General features: G+C 71.0%; 13 protein-coding genes. 7 read left to right on the forward strand and 6 right to left on the reverse strand.

Features of this window, described 5'->3' with window-relative positions; genetic code table 11:
- The first annotated feature begins 149 nt into the window (after window positions 1–149).
- Window positions 150–1,436 carry a streptophobe family protein gene (locus IE272_RS31955; protein WP_190009230.1) on the forward strand — a complete coding sequence of 429 codons (1,287 nt, stop codon included), beginning with the start codon at window positions 150–152 and terminating at the stop codon, window positions 1,434–1,436.
- A 33-nt stretch (window positions 1,437–1,469) separates the two neighbouring features.
- Here the strand turns inward: IE272_RS31955 and IE272_RS31960 are convergent, their stop codons facing one another.
- From IE272_RS31960 to IE272_RS31975, 4 genes are all read right to left on the reverse strand, one after another.
- Complete coding sequence (locus IE272_RS31960; RefSeq protein ID WP_190009232.1) at window positions 1,470–2,489, reverse strand: serine/threonine-protein kinase; 1,020 nt, start codon at window positions 2,487–2,489, stop codon at window positions 1,470–1,472.
- Between the two features lie 6 nt (window positions 2,490–2,495).
- On the reverse strand, window positions 2,496–3,479 hold the full coding sequence (locus IE272_RS31965; protein WP_308433889.1) for a hypothetical protein: 984 nt from the start codon (window positions 3,477–3,479) through the stop codon (window positions 2,496–2,498).
- Between the two features lie 9 nt (window positions 3,480–3,488).
- Complete coding sequence (locus IE272_RS31970) at window positions 3,489–5,870, reverse strand: FHA domain-containing protein (RefSeq protein WP_050362666.1); 2,382 nt, start codon at window positions 5,868–5,870, stop codon at window positions 3,489–3,491.
- Window positions 5,871–6,000: 130 nt separating this feature from the next.
- On the reverse strand, window positions 6,001–6,417 hold the full coding sequence (locus IE272_RS31975; protein ID WP_050362665.1) for an ATP-binding protein: 417 nt from the start codon (window positions 6,415–6,417) through the stop codon (window positions 6,001–6,003).
- A gap of 276 nt (window positions 6,418–6,693) precedes the next feature.
- On the opposite strand from IE272_RS31975, the gene IE272_RS31980 reads away from it, so the two are divergent.
- Both IE272_RS31980 and IE272_RS31985 read left to right on the forward strand, forming a co-directional pair.
- Window positions 6,694–10,065, forward strand: coding sequence for a LamG-like jellyroll fold domain-containing protein (locus IE272_RS31980; RefSeq protein ID WP_190009234.1), 3,372 nt, complete (start codon window positions 6,694–6,696; stop codon window positions 10,063–10,065).
- A 226-nt stretch (window positions 10,066–10,291) separates the two neighbouring features.
- Window positions 10,292–11,944 (forward strand): alpha/beta hydrolase, encoded by a 1,653-nt coding sequence (locus IE272_RS31985; protein WP_056700181.1) that lies wholly within the window; start codon window positions 10,292–10,294, stop codon window positions 11,942–11,944.
- A gap of 113 nt (window positions 11,945–12,057) precedes the next feature.
- On the opposite strand, the gene IE272_RS31990 is transcribed toward IE272_RS31985, so the two are convergent.
- Complete coding sequence (locus tag IE272_RS31990) at window positions 12,058–14,409, reverse strand: AbfB domain-containing protein (protein WP_190009237.1); 2,352 nt, start codon at window positions 14,407–14,409, stop codon at window positions 12,058–12,060.
- A 74-nt stretch (window positions 14,410–14,483) separates the two neighbouring features.
- Window positions 14,484–16,928, reverse strand: coding sequence for an RICIN domain-containing protein (locus tag IE272_RS31995; protein WP_190009239.1), 2,445 nt, complete (start codon window positions 16,926–16,928; stop codon window positions 14,484–14,486).
- Window positions 16,929–17,559: 631 nt separating this feature from the next.
- Between IE272_RS31995 and IE272_RS32000 the strand changes: the two genes are divergently transcribed.
- The 4 genes from IE272_RS32000 to IE272_RS32015 all read left to right on the forward strand — a co-directional run bounded on the left by IE272_RS32000 (window position 17,560) and on the right by IE272_RS32015 (window position 22,429).
- On the forward strand, window positions 17,560–18,642 hold the full coding sequence (locus IE272_RS32000; RefSeq protein ID WP_190009241.1) for an ABC transporter substrate-binding protein: 1,083 nt from the start codon (window positions 17,560–17,562) through the stop codon (window positions 18,640–18,642).
- A 93-nt stretch (window positions 18,643–18,735) separates the two neighbouring features.
- A complete protein-coding gene (locus IE272_RS32005; protein WP_190009242.1) occupies window positions 18,736–20,409 on the forward strand; it encodes a sugar ABC transporter ATP-binding protein in 1,674 nt (557 codons plus the stop codon).
- A complete protein-coding gene (locus IE272_RS32010) occupies window positions 20,406–21,383 on the forward strand; it encodes an ABC transporter permease (RefSeq protein WP_050362658.1) in 978 nt (325 codons plus the stop codon). The genes IE272_RS32005 and IE272_RS32010 overlap by 4 nt, the downstream gene beginning before the upstream one ends.
- Complete coding sequence (locus tag IE272_RS32015; RefSeq protein WP_190009244.1) at window positions 21,380–22,429, forward strand: ABC transporter permease; 1,050 nt, start codon at window positions 21,380–21,382, stop codon at window positions 22,427–22,429. The genes IE272_RS32010 and IE272_RS32015 overlap by 4 nt, the downstream gene beginning before the upstream one ends.
- Window positions 22,430–22,453 lie beyond the last annotated feature (24 nt).

Below are 22,453 nucleotides of genomic sequence, written 5' to 3' on the forward strand. Positions count from 1 at the left end.
CCCGGTCCCGTTTCCGTACCGGACGCATCAGTCGGCAATCCAGGGCATTTCGCCTCATTGTCTGTCCCGTCCCGGTGGTCCCCGCAAGCGGAGGGAGGAACCGGTTTCCCCGGGGAGCGGAGCGTTCGGTCCCTGCTTAGCGTGGTGGCGTGAACGTCCGGGCGAGTAATGACGAGAACAGCGCACGCTCCACCCACGGCTGGCGCGACGCGCTCCTGGCGGTCCTCACCGGTGTGCTGGCCATGGTGGTGACCGCGGCGCTGGGCCTGTGGGCCGCCGGCGCCGCCGGGCTGCCCGGCGGCGCGTTCCCGGCCGTCGTCGCCGCGGTGGTGGTGATGGCGGCGGGCGGCTCCGTCGGACTCTCCGGGGGCGCCGGTTCCCTCGTGGGGACGCAGGCCGACCTCTCGGTCCTGCCGCTCTCGGTGACCCTGGTGGGCGCACTCCTGGTCGCCCGGGGATTCCTCCGCCCGCTCCACCACCGGGCCGTCGCCGGAGGCCGCGAACTGGCCGGCTGGGCGGGCCGTGTCGCCGCCCTGTGGGTCGTCGCGCTGATCGTGCTCTCGCTGATCGCCCGGCACACCTTCACCCTTTCGGTCGACGACCTCACCGACAGCGGGGCCGGGGACCTCCTCGGCGACTCCCCGAAGATCGGATTCCGGGCGGAGATCCCGCTCACCCTGGTCTTCGGGCTGCTGTGGCTGGCCGGTGTCCTCGTGCTGGCCCTGCTCGTCTCACGCGGGGCCCCGCTCCCGGCCCGGCTGCTGCGCTTCCAGGAAGCGGTGCGCCCGGCGGCGTACGCCATGGTGGCGCTGCTCCTCGCGTGCGTCGCGCTCGGCGTCGTCGCCGGACTCGTCGTGATGATCACGCGCGGGCACCCCGCCGAGACCGCCGCGGTACTCCTCCTCGGCCTGCCCAACCTGGTCTGGCTCGCGCTCACCCTCGGCCTCGGCGCGTCCTGGGAGGGCAAGGTGGAGGGCCCCTTCGGGCTGCCCATGCCCCAGGTGCTCGACTCCGTCCTGCGCACCCCCGACCTCTCCACCCTGAACCTGAGCACCCTCGCCGAACAGGACGGGCGTGTGCGCTGGCTCGTGGTCGTCGCCGCCGTGCTGGTGCTCGCCGCGGCCTTCCTCATGGCGGCCCGGTCGCCCGCCGGTACGCGGCTGTGGCAGCACGCGGTCCATATGGCGGTGGCGCTCACCCTGACGGTGCTGTTCATCTGCCTCACCGCCCGGATCTCCGCCCACTACGGACTGTCCCTGCTGGGCCTCGGGGACCTGGGAGGCGGACTCGGCGGGGAGGTGTCGCTGCGCCCGAAGCTGTGGACGGCGCTCGGGTTCGCGGCGCTGTGGGGCCTGGTCACGGGCTTCCTCGGCGGCCTCGCGGCCTCCCGCGTGCACCGGCGCGGCGAGGTCCCCGACGCGGGGTCCGGCTCCTGAGCCGACACCGCCCCCGAGGTCTCAGTCCCAGTCTCAGACTCGGCCGGCGTCCGGGAACACCGGGGCGGCCCAGCGCGGCGGCGCGGGCGGCGGTTCGGGAGCTGCCGACCAGGAACCGGCCGGTGCGTCCACCCGGGTCGGCGCGTGCTCGCCGGGCCGGAGGCCCGCCGCCGCGGCCCGCAACGCGGCGACGAACCGCAGGCAGGTCTCGTAACGGTCCTCCGGGGACTTGGCGAGCGCCTTCGCCAGTACGCCGTCGACGGCGTCGGGAAGACCGGGTCGCAGCGCGCTGGGCGGGGCCGGCGGGTCGTACTGGTGGGCCCACAGCAGCGCCATGTCGTCGTCCCGCTGGAAGGGCGGCGCACCCGTCAGGGTCTCCTGGACGACGCAGGCGAGGCTGTACACGTCGCACCGCCCGTCCACGGGCCGCCCGGAGATCTGTTCCGGCGCCACGTAGTCCAAGGTGCCGACGAACTGGCCGACCGTGGTGAACCCGGTCAGCGACAGCGACTTCTTCGTCAGCCCGAAGTCCGTGAGGTACACGTGCTCGGGATGGTCGCTGTCGGTGCCCGCCGCCACCAGGATGTTGCCGGGCTTGACGTCCCGGTGCACCAGGTCGTGGTCGTGGGCCGCGTCGAGCGCGGAGGCGACCTGCGCGGCGATCCGGACCGCGGCCGTCAGGTCCAGCGGTCCGCGCCGGTCGATCAGGACGCGCAGATCGGCGCCCGCGACGAAACGCATGGCGATGTAGAGCAGCCCCTCCGTCTCGCCCGCCTCGAACACCGGCACGATGTGGGGGTGGTCGATCGCTGCCGCCACGCGTGACTCGTGGGTGAACCGCTGCCGGAAGGTGTCGTTGCGGGCCAGTTCGGGGGCGAGCAGTTTCAGCGCGACGATCCGGTCCAGCCGCAGGTCCTTGGCGCGGTAGACGACCGCCATGCCGCCGCGGCCGATCTCGGCCTCCACCAGGTAGCTCGCGATCCGCCTGCCGACGAGATCGTCCTCGCGCCCGGTGGGCAGCCCGGCGTCGTGCGACGGAGGCGGCGGCGCCATCGGCCGTCACCGCCCCGCGTCCCCCGACGTCCCGCCGCCGGGCGGTTCGTCGGGCCCGGTGACGGTGATCGCCCGGGTGGGTTCGGCTGCGTCCGGGGTCACGACGCGGGTGGGTTCGGGCGCGTCCGGGCGGACCACACGGGTCGGCTCGGGATCGTCGGACGTGACGACGCGGGTGGGTTCGGGGCCGTCCGGGGCGACGACGCGGGTGGGTTCGGGGCCGTCCGGTGCGACGACGCGGGTGGGTTCGGGGCCGTCTGGTGCGACGACGCGGGTGGGTTCGGGGCCGTCTGGTGCGACGACGCGGGTGGGTTCGGGGCCGTCCGGGGCGACGACGCGGGTGGGTTCGGGGCCGTCCGGTGCGACCACGCGGGTGGGCTCCAGATCCGGTTCCTCACCGGCCGCCATCCGCGGGGGTTCCGCGGCGGGAGCGGGAGCGGGAGCAGGGGCGGGGGCAGGAGCCGGGGCCGGGGCCTCCCCGGACCCGGACGCCGGGCCCGCCGCTCCCGGGCCCGCCTGTGCCGCGTACGTGCTCAGCCGGGTCCCGTCGCAGAAGACCCACCGCTCGTGCTCGGCGTCGTACAGCCACACCGACTCCCCGTCCACCACCATCCCCACCCGAAGCCCCCGCGTCCGCTGCCGGAAACCCTCCCCGTCGCTGCGGCCCTCGGCCAGGTCCTGGGCGGCGCGGCGGTACTGGGTCAGCGACTCCTCCGCCCTTCCCAGCAGCGGTCGCGGATCCGCGGTGCGCGCGAGCGGCTGGCCTGCGGCCGGAGGCGGCTGCGGTACGGATACGAGGAGCCGCCCGTCGACCCAGGCCGACCAGCCGTTGGAGCAGGCGACGTACGCCCAGTCCCCGCGCCGGTCCCGCAACTCCACCGGCAGCAGGGCGTCCAGCGGATCGGTGGGACGGGCGACGTCAGGAGACTCCCAGGCGGGCAGCCCGTCCGGCGGGACGACATGCGTGGGGCGGAAGGCCGGGGTCGCCATGGAACCGCCTCACTTCCGCATGACCGCGGGCTCGTGCCGCCTCAGCAGTTTCGCGACCACGTATCCGAAGACGAGTGAGAGAACGACCATCATGCCCATGTTGAGCAGCCAGATCCCCGCCGAGTGCCCGAAGAGCGGATCGGAGGTCAGCTCGCCCGGCACGATCCGCGCCAGATCGATCGTTCCGGCCATCGCCCCGAGCGCCCACCGCGACGGCACCAGCCACGACAACTGCTCCACCCCGGGCGTCCCGTCCAGCTTCAGCAGCGCGCCGCAGAAGACGACCTGGACGATGGCGAGGAGGACCAGCAACGGCATCGTCACCTCCTCCTTGCGCACCAGCGCGGAGACCAGGAGGCCGAGCATCATCGCGGTGAAGGACAACAGGGCCACGGCCAGAGTGATCTCCACCAGCGGTGGCAGGAACACCCCTTCGTCGCCCGGCGCGTTGAGATCGACGCCCACCAGTCCCACCAGGGACAGCACCACGGCCTGGAGGACGGTGATGGTTCCGAGCACCACGATCTTCGACATCAGATACGCGGATCTGGACAGCCCGACGGCCCGTTCCCGCTGGTAGATCACCCGTTCCTTGACCAGTTCCCGTACCGCGTTGGCCGCTCCGGTCAGCACGCCGCCCACGCACAGGATCAGCAGGGCGTTCATCGCCGTCTCCTGGGTGAGCCGGCTGCCCGCCAGTGCGCGGGCCATGGCCCCCATGACGAAGGGCAGCGCGATCATGATGATCAGGAACGTCCGATCCGCGCTCAGCGCGGAGGCGTACCGGCGCACCAGCGTGCGCAGTTGCGCGCCCCAGTTACGGGTCTTCGGCGGCGGCGCGACGAGCGCCCCGGGCGCGGCGGGCGGCAGATGCGGCTGCGCCGTGGCATTGACGATGTACTGCCGGTGGAAGGGCGAATCGGCGTACGTGGCCGCCCAGTCGCGGTCGTGGTCGTTCTCGAACGCTTCGAACGCCTCCGGCCACTCCTCGAAACCGAAGAAGGCGAGGGCGTCCTCCGGGGGGCCGTAGTAGGCGATACGCCCGCCGGGTGCGAGGACGAGCAGCCGGTCGCAGACCTCCAGACTCAGGACGCTGTGCGTGACGACGATGACGGTACGGCCGTCGTCGGCCAACCCGCGCAGCATGTGCATGACCGAACGGTCCATACCGGGGTCGAGTCCCGAGGTCGGCTCGTCCAGGAAGAGCAGCGAAGGCTTCGTCAGCAGCTCCAGGGCCACACTCACCCGCTTGCGCTGGCCGCCCGAGAGCGAGTGGATCGGCTGGTCGACGCGCTGTTCCAGGCCGAGTTCCCGGATCACCTCGGCGACCCGTTCCTGCCGCTCGGCCTTCGCGGTGTCCTGCGGGAAGCGCAGCTCGGCGGCGTAACCGAGTGCCTTGCGCACGGTCAGCTGCGCATGCAGGATGTCGTCCTGCGGGACGAGGCCGATGCGCTGGCGCAGCTCGGCGAAGTCCCGGTAGAGGTCACGGCCGTCGTAGAGCACCGTGCCGCTGTCGGCCGGGCGCTGGCCGGTGAGCGCGTTGAGCAGGGTGGACTTGCCCGCGCCGCTGGGCCCCACCACGCCGAGCAGGCACTTCTCGCCGACGGGGAAGGAGACCCGGTCCAGCAGGGTCTTGCCGCCCTTGCCCTCCCGGCCGACGGTCACCTCCAGGTCCTGGACGTCCAGGGACACCTCACCGGTGTCCACGAACTCCTGGAGGGCGTCGCCGACCAGGCAGAACGCGGAGTGGCCGATGCCGACGATGTCGCCGGGGCCGACGGGCCCGCGGGCGACCGGCTGACCGTTGAGGAAGGTTCCGTTGTGGCTGCCGAGGTCGACGATCTCGTAGGTTCCGTCGGCCAGCGCCCGTAGTTCGGCGTGGTGGCGGGAGACCACCAGGTCGTCGATGACGAGGTCGTTGCCGGCGTCGCGGCCGATCCGCACGGTCTTCGCGGGCAGCGGCCGCACCGTCGTCGGCTGCCGGAACGTGCCGGTCGCCGCGGGCATCGACACGGCCGACGGCCGGTCGGCGGGGGAGGGGTGGGAGGGAGCGGCGGCGGGCGCGGGGGGTTCACGTCCCAGGAGGACGGCGCGCGGTCCGTCGCTCGGATTGCCGAAGCGGATCTCGCTACCGGCGCCGACGTCCGTGGCGCGGATGCGCCGGCCGCCGGTGTACGTGCCGTTGGTGCTGTCCTCGTCCTCGATCGTCCAGTGACCGGCCTCGGGGTGCAGGATCGCGTGGTGCCAGGAGACCCGGATGTCGTCGATGACCACATCGCTCTCGGGGTCGCGCCCGACATGGTAGTCCCGGCTCGGACTCATCACCGTGGAGCCCAGATCGGTCTCCAGTACGAGTTCGGGCGCAGTCGGCGTCGCAGGCCGCTCTCCCATGGCCTGAATTCTACCGATACGTCACGATCGGCGCCCACTGTGCCGGCGCGCACTGTCCAGGGGGCGGCGCCCACTGCCCAGGTCTGCCGCCGGGTTACCCGGGTTGCCGTCCCGTCGGGGGCCCGGAGGCTCAGCGCGGCACGGTGGCGAGAATGACCTTCCCGCCGCCCGCCGCCTCGCGGACCCGTACCTCCTGGGCCAGCCGCTGGACCATCGGCCAGCCGAATCCGCCGGTCCGGCCGGTCAGATCGGGCGTCCGGTCCTGCGGGTGCGCCGGGCTCGGGTCGGTGACCCGGACGTGGACGCCCCTGCGGTCCGCGGTCAGCCACAGCGCGGTGACGGCCCCCGCGTGCAGGACGGCGTTGGTGACCAGCTCCGACACGAGGATCAGGAGGTTCTGGACCGTGTGCGAGGTCGGCGCTGGGTGCAGCCGTGCGACGAAGGTGCTGACCGCGTCCCGCGCGTCGGCGGCCTTCTCCGGCCGGCAGACGAAGTCGGTGCGGGTCTCGCCGTCCGGTGAAAACGTCAAAAGAATACGGTCGTTCATGGCTTCCACCCCGTCGCGTGAGCTTCCTGGCTGGAGTTCGGGTACCCCCGAAACGGCATTTCATGGAAAAAGCCGGGGTGAAGAGCGCGCGGTACGCCGAACGGCTCCGTCTCCGCCGCGCGGGCCGGGGACGGGTCCCGCCGGGGGTGCTCTCCGAGGGTCCGTGACTCTGTCCGGCCCGTGGGGGCCGCCGTGGACGTGTCGGCGACGGCCGGATTTCTATCGTTGAAAATTCTGCGTGCACGACCGTTGTGCAGTGTTTGGTGTTGTGGCTCAATGTTCGACTATGTGCAGTGCCTCGCTGGTTCGAGGCACCCCCGGCTCTTCGACGAGGACGACGCCTTGAGACGACAACACCCGCGCCCCCGTGCCCTGTTCAGGGCCCTGACCTGCGCTGCGGCGCTGCTCATACCGGTCGGTGCCACCCTGGTCCCGACGGCGGCCGCCGCACCCGCCGTACCGGCCGAAGTCACCGCGAAGGCCTTCACGGCCGACGACCCGGTCACCGATGTCCACGGGCTGAAGGGCGAGTACTTCAGCATGTCCGCCCCGGGCGCCCGTGACTTCGCGGAACTCGGCGCCACCTCCCTGGACCCCGAGATCAACTTCCCCGGTCTCACGGGGACGTTCGAGTCGGCCACCGGCAGGACCGAGCACACGACGGCCCGTTGGACGGGGCAGCTGGAAGCGCCCGAGACCGGGGAGTACACCTTCTCCGCCATCGGCGACAACGGCTTCCGGCTCTTCCTCGACGGAAACGTTGTCATCGACCACTGGGAGCCCGACTGGGACAAGGAGCAGCACAGCGCTCCGATCTCCCTGAAGGCCGGGGAGAAGCACGACTTCAAGCTGGAGATGTTCCAGGACGTCGGCGGCGCCAGCATGTTCCTGCGCTGGGGGAGCGACACTCTCAAGAAGCAGATCGTGCCCGAGTCCGCGTTCACCCCGCCCGCCGACTTCGAGGTCTACCCGGTCGCCCTGAGCATCGCGGAGAACGGCAAGCGCCTCCAGGCCACCTTCCGCGACCGTGTCTCGGACTACCGGAAGGTGAAGGACCACCTCAAGATCGAGGTCGACACCTCCCCGATGCCGGTGAAGTCGGTGAACCGGGCATCGGACAACCCGAGGGCGCTGATCATCGATCTCGCCGCGCCCGTCCTGAAGGACCAGCGCGTCAAGGTCGTCTACGACGGCAAGGGCGGCCTGAAGTCGGGGACCGAGACCGTCCCGGAGATCGGCCGCACCGCCAAGAACCTCTCCACGCACCGCCTCACCACCACCTGGGGCGACAAGCTGGACAAGAACCACCCGCTGCCCGAGTACCCCCGGCCGCAGCAGGTCCGTGACCAGTGGAAGAACCTCAACGGCCCCTGGGAGTTCGCCGGGGCCGCCGAGGGCGAGCAGCCGGTCTTCGGCAAGAAGCTCGACGAGAAGATCATCGTGCCGTTCCCGGTCGAGTCCCAGCTCTCCGGCCTGGAGCGCGACGAGGACCACATGTTCTACCGCAAGCTCGTCACCGTGCCGAAGAACTGGTCGATCGGCAAGGGCGGCAAAAACGGCAAGGGCGCGTCCGGCAAGGACAAGCGGCTGAAGCTCAACTTCGACGCCGTCGACTACCGGTCCACCGTCTGGGTCAACGGCACCAAGGTCGCCGAACACACCGGCGGCTACACCGGGTTCACCGCCGACATCACCGACGCGCTCCAGGGCGGCGGTCCCCAGGAGATCGTCGTCGCGGTCACCGACAAGACCGGTCCCAACCAGCCCAAGGGCAAGCAGTCCACCAACCCCGGCGGCATCGTCTACACCCCGACCTCCGGCATCTGGCAGACCGTGTGGATGGAGCCGGTCGCCCCCGCCGCGATCGACTCCCTGACCACCACCCCGGACATCGACACCGGCCGCCTCGCGGTCACCGTCAACTCCGCCGAGGCCTCCGCCGACGCCCGGATCACCGCCGTCGCCCGCGACCGCAAGGGCAAGGTCGTCGGCACGGTCACCGGCCCCGCCAACCGCAAGCTCAGCCTCCAGCTCAAGGGCCAGCGTCTCTGGTCGCCGGACGACCCCTACCTGTACGACCTCGACGTCGCCCTCGCCGACGGCCGCTCCAGGGACAGCGTCGAAAGCTACTTCGGCATGCGCCAGTTGAAGGTCGACAAGGTGGGCGGCTACCAGAAGCTCGTCCTCAACGGGAAGCCCTTCTTCTCCCTCGCCATGCTCGACCAGGGCTTCTGGCCCGACGGGCTGTACACCCAGCCCAGCGACGCCGCCCTCACCTTCGACCTGAAGGCCCAGAAGGACCTCGGCTTCAACGCCGTACGCAAGCACATCAAGGTGGAGTCGCCGCGCTGGTACTACCACGCCGACCGGCTCGGGCTGCTCGTGTGGCAGGACTTCGTCAACGCCGACATCGACAACGACACCGGCAAGAACGCCTTCCTCACCCAGGGGAAGGAGATGATGAAGCAGTTCCACAACTACCCCTCGATCAGCGGCTGGATCGTCTTCAACGAAGGCTGGGGCGAGTGGGACAGGACCGAGACGGGCAAGATCGCCGAGGACGTCAAGGCGCTGGACCCGTCCCGCGTGGTCAACGCCCACAGTGGTGTCAACTGCTGCGCCTCCAAGGGTGATTCCGGCAAGGGCGAGATCATCGACCACCACGACTACGTGAACAACGACCCGGCCTTCCCGGACGACCGTCGCGCCGCGATGGACGGCGAGCACGGAGGTTTCACGCTCCGCACCCCGGGGCACATGTGGCCCGGCGCCCCCGCCAACATCTACAGCGGGGTCGCGGACAAGGCCGCGCTCACCGCCAAGTACGTCGACAACACCCGTACCTACTACCTCGCCGCCGCCGGGGCCGAACTCTCCGGCTCCGTCTATACCCAGGTCAGCGACCTGGAGAACGAGCTGAACGGCCTGTGGACGTACGACCGGCGCGAGATCAAGGTCGACCCGAAGAAGGTCCGGGAGATCAACCGTCAGGTGATCGCCGCGGGCGCGAAGGCCGGTGAGCGCGACGAGCTGAAGGGCGGCGGCTCCTGGTCGCTCGACGAGAACACGGGCACGACCGCCCGCGACGGCGGCCCCAACAAGGCCCACCTCGCCCTGGAGGGCGGCACGTCCTGGGCCCCGGGAGTGACCGGCTCGGCGCTGAAGTTCGACGGCGAGGGGCAGTACGCGCAGAGCGCCGGCCCGGTCGTGGACACCACGAAGGACTACACGGTCTCCGCGTGGGCCTCGCTGGACGCGGTGCCGGGCAACTACGCCACCGTCGTCAGCCAGGACGGACGCCGCACCGAGAACCCCTTCTACCTCCAGTACGGACAGGGCGCGTTCGCCTTCTCCACCCCGGGCGGCAAGCGCGCCCGCCTGGAGATCACCCCGGAGACGGGTAAGTGGTACCACCTGGTCGGGGTCCGCAAGGGCGACACGATCACGCTGTACGTCGACGGGAAGCCCGCCGCCACCACGGAGGCCGGTCCGGCCGATGTGAGTACCGGCCCGCTCTCCGTGGGACGGGCCCAGTACGACGGCGCCCGGGGCGACTTCTGGAACGGCTCGGTCGATCAGGTCGGGGTGTACGACAAGGCCCTGACCGCCGAGGAGGTGGCCGCGCTGCACGGCCGTCAGAAGTCGTAACCCGCAAGGGCCGGGCCCCCTTCCGGCGCATCCGGAACCCCCGGGCGCGCCGGGAGGGGAGCGGACCCCGCAATGGCGTGAATGGTTCTCCAACTCGCGGACCATTCACGCCTTTTGCCGTCATTCCCGAGACGTAGAGGAGTTGGGGCCCCGGGAGGGATACGCAGACGTACGCAGATCCGACAAGATCCTCCTGTCCGAACATGAGACCGGAAGGATCGATATCGTGCACAGACGACGTCTCGCGCCCCTGGTGGCCGTGAGCGCCCTGGCGACGCTGGCCCCGGCGTTCGCCGCCTCGACGGCCACCGCGGCCCCGGCTGCCGCCCCCTCGGCCGGGACCCCCTCGGCCGTCTCCTCGCCCGCGGCCAAGAGCGTGCTCGACCGGTACGCGAAGCAGAAGCCCACGTGGAAGCGGTGCGACGCCGAAACCTCGGCGGCGTACCAGTGCGCCACCGTCAAGGTGCCGCTGGACTACCGGAAACCCGGTGGCAAGCGCATCGACCTGGCGATATCCAGGATCAAGACCGCCGAGCCCGGCAAGCGGCGCGGCATCCTGCTCTCCAACCCCGGCGGCCCGGGCGGCGAGGGGCTGTGGATGCCGCTGATGATGAAGGAGGAGCTGCCCAAGTCCGTTCTCAAGAGCTACGACCTGGTCGGCTTCGACCCGCGCGGTGTCGGCCGCTCCAGCCCGGTCTCCTGCAACCTGACGCCGGAGCAGGAGAACTGGCTGCGGCCGTACAAGGCGGAGACGTACGCCGAGGACGTCGCCTGGGCGCGCACGGTGGCGGACAAGTGCCGCGAGAAGATGGGGGACCGGCTCCCGCACATCACGACCCGCAACACCGCGCGCGACATGGATCTGGTGCGGGCGATCCTCGGCGAGAAGAAGCTCTCCTACTTCGGCTACTCCTACGGCACCTATCTGGGAGCTGTCTACGCCCAGCTCTTCCCGGCCCGGGCCGACCGGTTCGTGCTGGACAGCGCGGTCGACCCGCAGCGCGCCTGGCGCGGGATGATCCAGTGGTGGGCCGAGGGCGCGGAACCCGCGTTCGACCGGTGGACCGGGTGGGCCGCCGCGCGCTCGAAGACGTACGGCCTCGGCGACACCCCGAAGAAGGTCGAGGGGACCTTCTGGGACCTGGTCGCGCGGGCCGGCGAGGACCCCATCGACCTGGACGGGCAACTTGTCACCGGCGACGACATCCGCAGCGGCATGCGGGCGGCGGTCTTCAGCCCGCAGTCCGCCACCGAGGCGTTCGTCGAGCTCAAGAAGGCGGCCGACGGCAAGCCCGTCGCGACGGAGAAGCTCACGGCGTTCACCGGATCCGCGGTGCGCGGAACGGCAGGCGCGGCCGTCGGGACGCCGGCCGACAACGGGACCGCGAGCTTCTGGGCCGTGGTGTGCGGTGACAACTCGGCCGTGTGGTCGGGCGATCCGGAGACCTACCGGCGGGACGCCATCGAGGACAAGGGCCGCTACCCGCTCTTCGGGGACTTCGCGTCCAGCATCAAGCCCTGCGCCTTCTGGGGGAAGTCCGCCGAGCCGGCGACCGTGGTCAAGAACAAGGTCGGCTCCCTGGTCGTCCAGAACGAGTGGGACTCGCAGACCCCGCTGCCCAGTGGCCAGGCCCTGCACGCCCAGCTGAAGGGCTCCAAGATGGTCACCGTCCTCGGCGGCGAGGGCCACGGTGTCTACCCGAGCGGCAACGCCTGCACGGACGGCGCGGTCAACCGTTACCTGGCCACCGGCAAGCTGCCTGCGAAGGACGTGACCTGCAGGGCGACGGCCGCGTCGAACGCGCAGGCACGCCAGAACGAGAAGCCGGACGCGCTCCCGGGGTCCCCGGTCCCCGAGCGCGCCCCGAACCGCTTCTGACCCGCTGAGCCCGGCCGGCTCCCTCAGCAGGGACCGTCAGCGAAAGGGGGCCCGGCGGCGGCGGAGAGAGCACTCTCCGCCGCCGCCGGGCCCCGCCCGTGCTTCTGGTCAGTTCACGGCGCCCACGGCGCGTCCACCGCCCACGTCGTGTCCTCGGTGAACAGCGCGGGGTTGTCGAAGGCCCGCCCGCCGCCGGGGGTGGCGAGCCACACCTCGGAGTCGATGTGGCGCAGATAGCTGCCGGGCAGATTGGCGCTGGTGAACCGCACCCCGCCGTTGCCCGCGACCGCGCACCACGTCGCATCCGCCTTGAACAGCGCGGAGTTGTCGTTCGCGTCGCGGCGCACCCGGAACTCCCGGTGGCGGAGGAACTCGCCGGGGTAGTTCCGGGACTCGAAGGAGTAGCAGTTGCCGTTGGCGAGCCCGGGGACGATCTTCCAGGTGGCGTCCGCCTTCAGCACGGCCGGACTCCCGCCGTTCACCACCTCGGTGAAGGCCAGTGCGTCGTGGTGCCGCAGGTGCTTCGTCGTGTGCCCGGGGGTGGTGACCCGCAGCGACTTGTACTGCCCGGTGGGGAGGTCCACCGGGGGAGCGGGGTTCCGGGACGCCTGGATCAGGGCCTGGTTGGCGGCCCTGACCCGGGCGGTGTCGACCTTGACGACCTGCCGGTCGTAGGTCAGCAGCCCGTTCGCCTCGTTCTCGACGTCCGTGATCTCCGTGTAGACGGAAGCGGAGAGCCCGGCGGGCAGTTGGCCGATCCGGATGGCGTCGAGGAGCCCGACGAAGCGGTTGTTCAGGGCCGCGACGCTCGGCTGGTCCTCGTAGCTGAACCCGCCGCCCGGATACCACTCGTGGCCCGGCACCTTGTAGCCGAGCCCGCCGAACTCGCCCAGCACGGCGGCCCGGGTGGCGCTCGGCGCGGTGTTCCCGGGGCCGACGTAGATGTGGTTGTCGACCACGTCGCCGTTGCCGCCGTCGACCGAGCCGCAGCAGTTGACCCCGCTCATGTTGTTGACCAGGCGAGAGGGGTCCTGGGCCTTGACCTCGTCGGCGATCCTGGCCTGGTCGTACTGTCCCCAGCCCTCGTTCTGGTTGACCCACATCACCACCGAGGGCGAACTGCGGTGCTGGTCGATGACGGCGCGGTACTCCGCCTCCCACTGGGTGCGCGCGGGCCCGTCCGGCACCTTGCCGGTGTCCATCGACGGCATGTCCTGCCACACCAGGAGACCCAGCTTGTCCGCCCAGTAGAACCACCGCTGCGGCTCCACCTTGATGTGCTTGCGGACCATGTTGAACCCGAGGTCCTTGTGCGCCTGGAGGTCGTACTTCAGCGCCGCGTCGCTCGGCGCGGTGTAGATGCCGTCCGGCCAGTAGCCCTGGTCCAGGGTGCCGGTCTGGAACACGAACTTCCCGTTGAGCACCGGCCGCAGGATGTTGTCGACCTTGGCGATCCCGATCGACCGCATGCCCGTGTAGCTGCCCACGGTGTCGGTGACGGCCGAGCCGTCGAGGAGGTCCGCCCTCACGTCGTACAGGAAGGGGTCCTCGGGGGTCCACAGCCGCGGGTTCGGTACGGGTACGGAGATCTCCCCGCCCACCGCGCCGGTCGCCGAGCCCACGACCGTACCGCCGCTGGAGACGGTGATCCGGGCGCTGCGCCCTGCCGCCCCCGCCGTCTGGACCTTCACCCGCAGGGTGCTGTTCCCCAGGTTGGGCGTCATGTCGAGGCGGGTGATGTGGGCGGAGGCCACCGGCTCCAGCCAGACCGTCTGCCAGATGCCGGAGGCCGCGGTGTAGAAGATCCCGCCGCCCGGGTGCGGCTTCACGTCGTTGACGCGCTGCTTGCCGACCGCCTGGCCGCCGGTCTGGCTCGGGTCGTGGACGGAGACCACGACCGTGTTCGTACCCCCGTTGAGCTGCGGGGTGATGTCGTACGCGAACGAGTCGAAGCCGCCCTTGTGCGCGCCTACCTGGGTGCCGTTGACCCAGACGGTGGTCTGCCAGTCGGAGGCCCCGAAGTGCAGTTTCACCCGGCGGTTGTTCCAGTTCGCGGGGACGGTGAAGGTGCGCTTGTACCAGAGCTTGTCGTTCTCGGTGATGCGGCGCTGGATGCCGGAGAGCGCGGACTCGGCGACGAACGGGACCCGGATCTGCTCCGGGAACGTCGCGGGCTGCCCGGCGTCACGGCCGGTGACCGCGAAGTCCCAGATGCCGTTGAGGTTCGTCCAGTCCGGCCGGGTCAGCTGCGGGCGCGGATACTCCGGCAGAGGCTTGTCCACCGGGACCTGGTTCGTCCACGGCGTCGTCATGGGCGCCGGCTTCGGCTCCCAGGCCGCGGGCGCCGCGGCGGCCGGGGACATGCCGGTCCCCACGAGGGCGGTGGCCACCAGGGCGAGCAGGCCGGTGGTGGCCGTCAATCTCCGCCACCAGGTGCGGTGGCGGGGGGCGGGTGCTGGTCGCATGGTTCGACATCCCTTTCCTGGTCATACAGAGAGGAACTCCCCGCGCCGGGTGGTGCGGGGAGAGGGACCGGCTGTCAGAGGAGCCGCCAGAGATGGTCCGCCGTTCCGTTGTCGTCGTACTGGACGACGTGCGCGCTGTCGGCCGTGGACATGCCGTCGACGCCGAGCACCTTGTCCGAGTTCCGGTTGCGGATCCGGTACCAGCCGTCGCCGTCCGGGACGAGCTGCCACAGGTGGTCGGCGGTGTCGTTGTCGTCGAACTGCACGACGTGCGCGCTGTTCCCGGTCGACATCAGGTCGACGCCGAGCACCTTGCCGGAGTTCCGGTTGCGGATCCGGTACCAGCCGTCCCCGTTGGCCACCAGCCGCCACAGGTGATCGGCCGTGCCCGTGTCGCCGAACTGGACCACGTGCGCGCTGTTCGCGGTCGACATGCCGTCCACGCCCAGCACCTTGCCCGAGTGCCGGTTCGCGATCCGGTACCAGCGGTCCGCGAGCCACGGTTCGGCGTCCGGCGCGGCCGTCGGGAACGACGTGATCCGCAGCCGGGCCGCGCCCATGGGCACCAGGGTGACCTCCTCGACCGGCTCGGTCGAGCGCGCCGGGCTCGGTCGCAGGGGTGCGACCACCTGTTCGTCGTCCGCCGTCCACTCGGGGATGCGGCGGGCGCGGGCCGTCAGGGTGAGCGGAGTGCCCTCCAGCGTGAACGGGTCGTCGCCGGGGGACCGGCCCGTGGAGCGGTGGCGCAGGGACGCGGTGGGGCGGGCGGGGTCCAGGACGAGGCCGTAGTTCCAGGGGCTCGTGGCGTGGACCGCGTACTCCGGGAAGGTGTCGCTGCCGCCGATCCGCTCGTACCGTTCCCCGATCCGGAGCGAGTACGTGAGCGGCCCGTGGTCCACACTGACGGAGCCGTGGTTCTCCGTCCAGGTGCGTACGGCGGTCCGCTGCGGCAGCCGCAGGGTGACCTCGTCGCCGCTGGACCAGGTCCGCTCGATCCGGGTGAAGGCGGGTCCGGCGGGGGCGGTGACCCGCTGCCCGTTGACCCGGATCTCCGGGTCCGCGCACCAGGCCGGGACGCGCAGGACCAGCGGGAAGCGCAGCGGCTTCGGCGAGGTCAGGGAGAGCGTGACCGTGTCGGTGAAGGGGTAGCCGGTCTCCTCGGTGAACGTCACCTCCGTGCCGTCCGCGACCTTCGCCGTCACCTCGCTCGGCGCGTACATCGCCGCCGCCAGCCCGCCGTCCGGGGTGGCGTGCCACAGTTCCTCGGTGAAGTACGGCCAGCCCATTCCGTAGTTGTGCGGGCAGCAGCGGTACTGGTCGACGCCCGGCAGGTACGCCAGCATCGCGAAGCCGTTCTGGAACTGGCGGTCCCGCTTGGGCGCGTTGTCCAGGTCCACGCTGTTGGCGCAGGTGATGTAGTGCACCGCCCTGCCCGACGGGTCGAGCGACGCCGGGAGCGAGTTGAACGCCAGCTCCTCGCAGCGGTCCGCCCACAGCGGGTCCCCGGTGATCCGGGTGAGCAGCTGGTGGCTCGCCATGAACTCGACGATGCCGCAGGTCTCGAAGCCCTGGCGGGGGTCGCCGTGACCCGGCCGGGCGTTCTCGTCGCCGGCGAAGCCGCCGCCGGGGAACTGCCCGTAGGCGTCCATGGCCTTCGCGTACGTGCCGTAGGTGTTACGGGTGTCGGTGGCCGAGCCGCTGCGCAGCGCGAACTGGGCGGGCTCCCGGAAGCCCTGGGCGATGTTGACGTTGTGCGGATTGACGAGGTTGTCGCCCCAGTCGGCCCCGTACCGGTGGATCTTGTCGACGAGGTCCAGGAGGAACGCGTCGCCGGTCCGGTTGTAGAGCCACATGACGCTGTCCAGGCCGTCGCCCCAGCGCAGGGCGATCCAACTGGTGTCGAAGGCCCCCGGGCCCTGGGCGTTCATGTAGCGGAAGAACCTGCTGAGGAACGGGATGATCCGGGTGTCGCCGCTGTACTCCTGCCAGGAGCGCAGCGCCTGGATCAGCGGGAGGAACGGCCAGAAGTCGGGGCCGCCGTTCAGTGAGGTGCGCAGCGCCTTCGGGCCGAAGAAGCCGTCGGACTGCCCGGTGGCGAGGACGGCGTCCATCCAGCGGCGGGTGGCGGCCAGCGCGGTCGGGTCCCCGGTGACGATCGCGAGATCGGTGTATCCGCGCAGCCAGTACGGGACTTCCTCCCAGCCGCCCCTTTCCGGTCGCACCCAGCCGGTGGCCGTGAAGTCGAGGAAGTGGGAGAACTCCTCGTACCGGCCGCACAGGCCCTCCAGTTGGAGCTTCAGCTGCCCGGCCAGCCAGCCGCGCGCCTTCACCCTGCCCGGGGGGAGCTTGAGGAACGCGGTGGGGTGCAGCGGGGCCGCGTTGGGGGAGTAGTGGCCGCCCCGGGCGGCCGGCATCCGGTGGCGGTCGGGCGTCGCGGCGGTCGCCCACCGGCTCGTCGCGCCGGTGGCGACGGCGGTCGCCACCGCGGTCGTGATGAGCTGTCTGCGGTTCAGGGGCATCGGTGCGGCTCCTGCTCTCGGCCCGGCCGCCAGTGCCTCGGCCGGGCTCGGTGGGGGGATGGCCGCACGGCGCTGTGGCCGTGCGGGGCGGGGCTGCGGGGCGGTGCGCTGGGCGGTGCGCTGTACGGCTGACGTGCGGCGGAGCGGCGAACGGGCCCCTGCCGGGCGTGTGGTGGGGCCGAAGGGCGGACCGGACGCGGGGCAGTGGCGGCCGGGCGCACGCCGGAGGCCGCCATCGCGCGGCGGGGCGGTCGGACGGCAGCCGTTCTTGCAACGTTGAAAATCAGGCGTCCGGCGGTATGACAGCACGGCGTCGGGCGGGTGTCCAGACCTCGCGCAGAGCCTTTGCCGAAGGGGGAGTCGCTGACCCCGTGCGCGTTCCGGCGGTCTGCCGACACTTTTTGGAAACGCATCGACATCGCTCTTGCCGCCCGTGCCGCACCGCATATATAACGTTGTAAACCGAGCCGCCGACAGGCCGCGCAGGCTCTCACGACCACTGTTCCCGCAGTACGGAGCAGGGGAGTGAGGAATGCAGTGGCATCAGCCGCAGAACAGCCGATGCCTCGTCCCGCATGCCCGACCGCACGCCGATCAGCGTGCCGTCAACCCGCCAAGGAGCGTTCCGCGCATGATGATCCAGCGTCGATCCCGTACCCTCGCCGTGGCCTGCGTCCTCGCCGCCACCACGCTGGCCGCCGCCGGCTGCGCCAAGTCGGAGACCTCCAACAACGCGGGCGGCGACAGCAGTCAGGGAGCGCAGGAGGCCAAGACCCCCGATTCCTCGTCCGGTTCGGGCTGCAAGCTGGAGACCTACGGCGCCCCGAAGCTGGACCTGAAGGACGCCGTGGTCGGCTTCTCCCAGTCGGAGAAGGAGGCCAACCCGTTCCGGATCGCCGAGACCCAGTCCATCAAGGACGAGGCGAAGAAGATCGGCGTCAAGAAGCTCCTCACCACCAACGCCCAGTCCCAGCTGTCCAAGCAGATCAGCGACATCCAGGACATGCTGTCCCAGGGAGCCCGGTTCCTCATCGTCGCCCCGCTCAACTCCGACGGCCTGGAGCCCGCGTTGAAGGCGGCGGCCGCCAAGAAGGTCCCCGTCCTCACCATCGACCGCAAGGTCAACTCCACCGCCTGCAAGGACTACGTGGCCTTCCTCGGCTCCGACTTCGTCGAGCAGGGCAAGCGCGCCGCCGACGCGATGATCAAGGTCACCGGCGGCAAGGGCAAGGTCGCCATCCTCCTCGGCGCGTCCGGCAACAACGTCACCACCGACCGCACCAAGGGCTTCGTCGACCAGGTGAAGGCCGAGGCCCCCGGCCTGGAGATCGTCGCCCAGCAGACCGGCGAGTTCGCCCGCGACAAGGGCCAGCAGGTCATGGAGCAGCTCATCCAGTCCAAGCCCGACATCACCGCCGTCTACGCCGAGAACGACGAGATGGGCCTCGGAGCCGTCACCGCGCTGAAGGCCGCCGGCAAGAAGCCCGGCAAGGACGTCAAGATCGTCTCCGTCGACGGCACCCGCAACGCCGTCCAGGCCCTCGTCAACGGCGAGTACAACGCCGTCATCGAGTCCAACCCGCGCTTCGGCCCGCTCGCCTTCGCCACCGCGCAGAAGTTCTACGCCGGTGAGGCGATCCCCGAGAACGTGATCATCACCGACCGCGAGTACGACGAGGCCAACGCCGAGGAATCGCTCGGCGGAGCGTACTGACCCCGTCGGACGGCCGGCCGCCGCGACGCCCGGGGCACCCCGGGGCGCCCGGCGGCCCGGTCCCATTCCCGTAACACCGGAAGGCCAGGATTCATGGCACCAACCCCAGCGACACCCCAGCGCCCGGAGACCCCCGGGGCCGGTGCCGCCGCCGTGGCGGACCCCGTTCTCGAAGCCCGCTCGGTGAGCAAGCGGTTTCCGGGCGTCGTCGCCCTGGACGACGTCTCCTTCGACCTGCGCGCGGGCGAGGTCCACGCGCTCGTCGGCGAGAACGGGGCCGGCAAGTCCACCCTCATCAAGGTGCTCACCGGTGTGTACCGGAGCGACGAGGGCGAGGTGCGCGTGAGCGGCGAACCCGTCCGCTTCGCCCGCCCGTTCGAGGCGCAGCAGGCCGGGATCTCCACCATCTACCAGGAGGTGAACCTCGTCCCGCTGATGAGCGTGGCGCGCAACATCTTCCTGGGCCGGGAGCCGAAGAACCGCTTCGGGCTCATCGACTTCGCCCGGATGAACCGCGAGACCACCGAGCTCCTCGACGGCTTCGGCGTCCGGGTCGACCCCAAGCGGCCCCTGCACACGCTCGGCATCGGCACCCAGCAGATGGTCGCGCTCGCCCGCGCCGTCTCCGTACGGGCCCAGGTCGTCATCATGGACGAACCCACCTCGTCGCTGGAGCCCCGCGAGGTCGAGACCCTCTTCCGGGTCATCGAGAACCTGCGCGGCCAGGGCATCGCCGTCCTCTACGTCAGCCACCGCATGGACGAGCTCTACCGCATCTGCGACCGGGTCACCGTCCTGCGCGACGGCCGCCACATCCACACCGGCGAACTGGCCCCGCTGGAACGCATGCAACTGGTCTCGATGATGCTCGGCCGCGACATGGCCGAGGTCCGGCGCGACGGCCTCACCGGCTTCGCCGCCGAAGGACACGACGCCGCACGCACCCCCGTCCTCACCGCCACCGGCCTCGACCGCCGCCACCAACTGCACGACATATCCGTCGAGTTGTACGCCGGTGAGGTGCTGGGACTCGGCGGACTGCTGGGCTCCGGCCGCAGCGAGACCGCGAAGGCGCTGACCGGCGCGCTGCCCCTGGACGGCGGCGAGATCACCGTCGACGGCAAGCGCCTCGGCCGCCCCACCCCGGCCGCGGCCATCCGCGCGGGCATCAGCATGCTCCCCGAGGACCGCAAGGCCGAGGGCATCGTCCCCGGCCTCTCCGTCCGCGAGAACATCGTGCTCGCCGCGATGCCCCGGCTCTCCAGGGGCGGCATCGTCTCCCGCGCCCAACAGGACCGCGTCGTCGACATCTTCATGAAGCGGCTGCGGATCAAGGCCTCCAGCCCCGAGCAGAAGGTCGGCGAACTCTCCGGCGGCAACCAGCAGAAGGTGCTGCTCGCCCGCTGGCTCTGCCTGGAACCCAAGGTGCTGCTGCTCGACGAGCCCACCCGGGGCATCGACGTCGGCGCCAAGGCCGAGGTGCAGAGCCTGATCGACGAACTCGCCCGCGAAGGGCTCGCCGTCCTGCTGATCTCCTCCGACATCGAGGAGCTGATCGAGGGCGCCGACCGCATCGTCGTCCTGCGTGGCGGCGCGGTCGCCGGTGAACTCGCCGGCGACGAGGTGGACGAGAGCCGCCTGCTCGAAGTGCTCGCCGACCACACGCCCGGCGCCGTGCCCGCCGACCACACGCCCGACACGGTCCTCGCCGACCACACGCCCGATTCCGGTGGGAAGGCCCCGGCCGCCCAGGAGGACCCCCGATGACCACCCAGGCCACCCTGCCACGCCCCGCCGCGAAGCCCCTGGCCCGGCTGCGCGACCCCGCCTGGTACCAGGAGTACGGGGTGTACGCGGCCGTCGCCGTCGTGCTGCTGTTCAACGCGCTGTTCACCGAGCACTTCATGACGGCCGACAACCTGCGCACCCAGCTCGTCCAGGTCGCGCCCATCGTGATCGTTGCCCTCGGCATGGCCCTGGTCATCGGCACCGAGGGCATCGACCTCTCCGTCGGCTCCACCATGGCGCTCGCCGCCGCCCTGCTGCCGCTCTACCTCGGCTACGGGCTGGTCCCCGCACTCCTGATCGCGCTGCTCGCCGGCGCGGTCGTCGGCGCGATCAACGGGACCCTCGTCTCGCTCGTCGGACTGCAACCCATCGTGGCGACCCTCGCCCTGTTCGTCGGCGGCCGGGGCCTCGCCCTCGTGATGGCCGACGGCCAGCTCAAGCAGATCGTCAACCCGGACATCCTCGCGCTGGGCACCGGCTCCTTCCTCGGCATCCCGACGGTCGTCCTCATCGCGGGCGTCCTCGCGCTCGCCGTCGCCTTCCTGGTGCAGCGGACCACCTTCGGCCGCCAGATCGTCGCCATCGGCGGCAACCGCTCGGCCTCCGCGCTGTCCGGACTGCCCGTCAAGCGCGTCCTGATCGGCGTCTACATCCTCTGCGGGGTGATGGCCGCCCTCGCCGGCATCCTCGCCACCGCGCGGCTCACAGCCAGCGATCCGTCCTCGCTCGGCACCCTCATGGAACTCTCCGCCATCACGGCGGTCGTCGTCGGCGGGACCCCGCTGAACGGCGGCTCCATCCGGGTTCTCGGCACCGTCGCGGGCGCCCTGCTGATGCAGCTGCTGCGCGCGACCCTCGTCAAGCACGACCTGCCCGACTCCACCGCACAGATCGCCCAGGCGGCCATCATCATCGCCGCCGTCTACGTCGCCCGGGAGCGTAGGTCCCGATGAACAACACCCCACCGGCCACCGTGCCCGCGGCGAAGGCCCCGGCACCCCTCAAGAACGCCCCCTCGCGCCCCGAGCTCCGCCCCGAGCGCTCCACCGGATCCCGTATCGGCGAACTCGTCCAGCGCCAGGGCGTCCTCGCGGTCCTGCTGACCGTGATCCTCATCGCCTCGTTCGTCTACCCGACGTTCGCGAGCCTCGACAACGCCCGGGGCGTCACCGTCCAGGCCTCGTTCCTCGCGATCGTCGCCCTCGGCATGACGCTCGTCATCATCACCGGCGGCATCGACCTCTCCGTCGGCTCCGTCTTCGCCCTCGGCGGTGTGCTGGCCGCCTGGGCCTCCCAATGGGGCTTCTTCGCCGCCCTCCTCGTACCCCTGGTGGTCTGCGGCGCGATCGGGCTGCTCAACGGACTGCTCATCGCCCGCGCGAACATGGCGCCCTTCATCGTCACGCTCGCCACCCTCCTCGCGGCGCGCGGCATGCTCCTCGCGTTCACCGACGAGGGCGCCACCACCTACCTGGTGCCCAAGGACTCCGCCTTCGCCGAGCTCGGCCAGGGCAGCGTCTGGGGCTTCGGCTACCCGATCCTCATCGCCCTGGCCCTCTTCGGTGCGGGCGGACTCCTGCTCCAGCGCACCTCGTTCGGACAGACCCTGTTCGCCGTCGGCGGCAGCAGCGACGCGGCCACCCTGATGGGCCTGCCCGTCGCCCGGACGAAGATCCTCGTCTACACCCTCAGCGGACTGCTCGCCGGACTCGCCGGAGCGCTGAACGCCGCCCGCCTCTCCTCCGGCGTCACCATCGTCGGCGTCGGCATGGAACTCGACGCGATCTCCGCCGTCGTCATCGGCGGCACCCTCCTCATCGGCGGCGCGGGATCGATCAGCGGCACCCTCTGGGGCGTCCTGCTGCTCGCCGTGATCCAGAACCTCATCAACCAGATCGGCTCACTCAACTCCTCGTACCAGTCGGTGGTCAGCGGCGGCTTCCTTATCGTTGTCGTGGTGGCGCAGCGTTACCTCGCGCGCAGCCGGAGAACCACCTGAACCGTACGGACCGGGCCGAGTCGA

The organism is Streptomyces anulatus (assembly GCF_014650675.1).
GTDB classification, from domain to species: domain Bacteria; phylum Actinomycetota; class Actinomycetes; order Streptomycetales; family Streptomycetaceae; genus Streptomyces; species Streptomyces anulatus.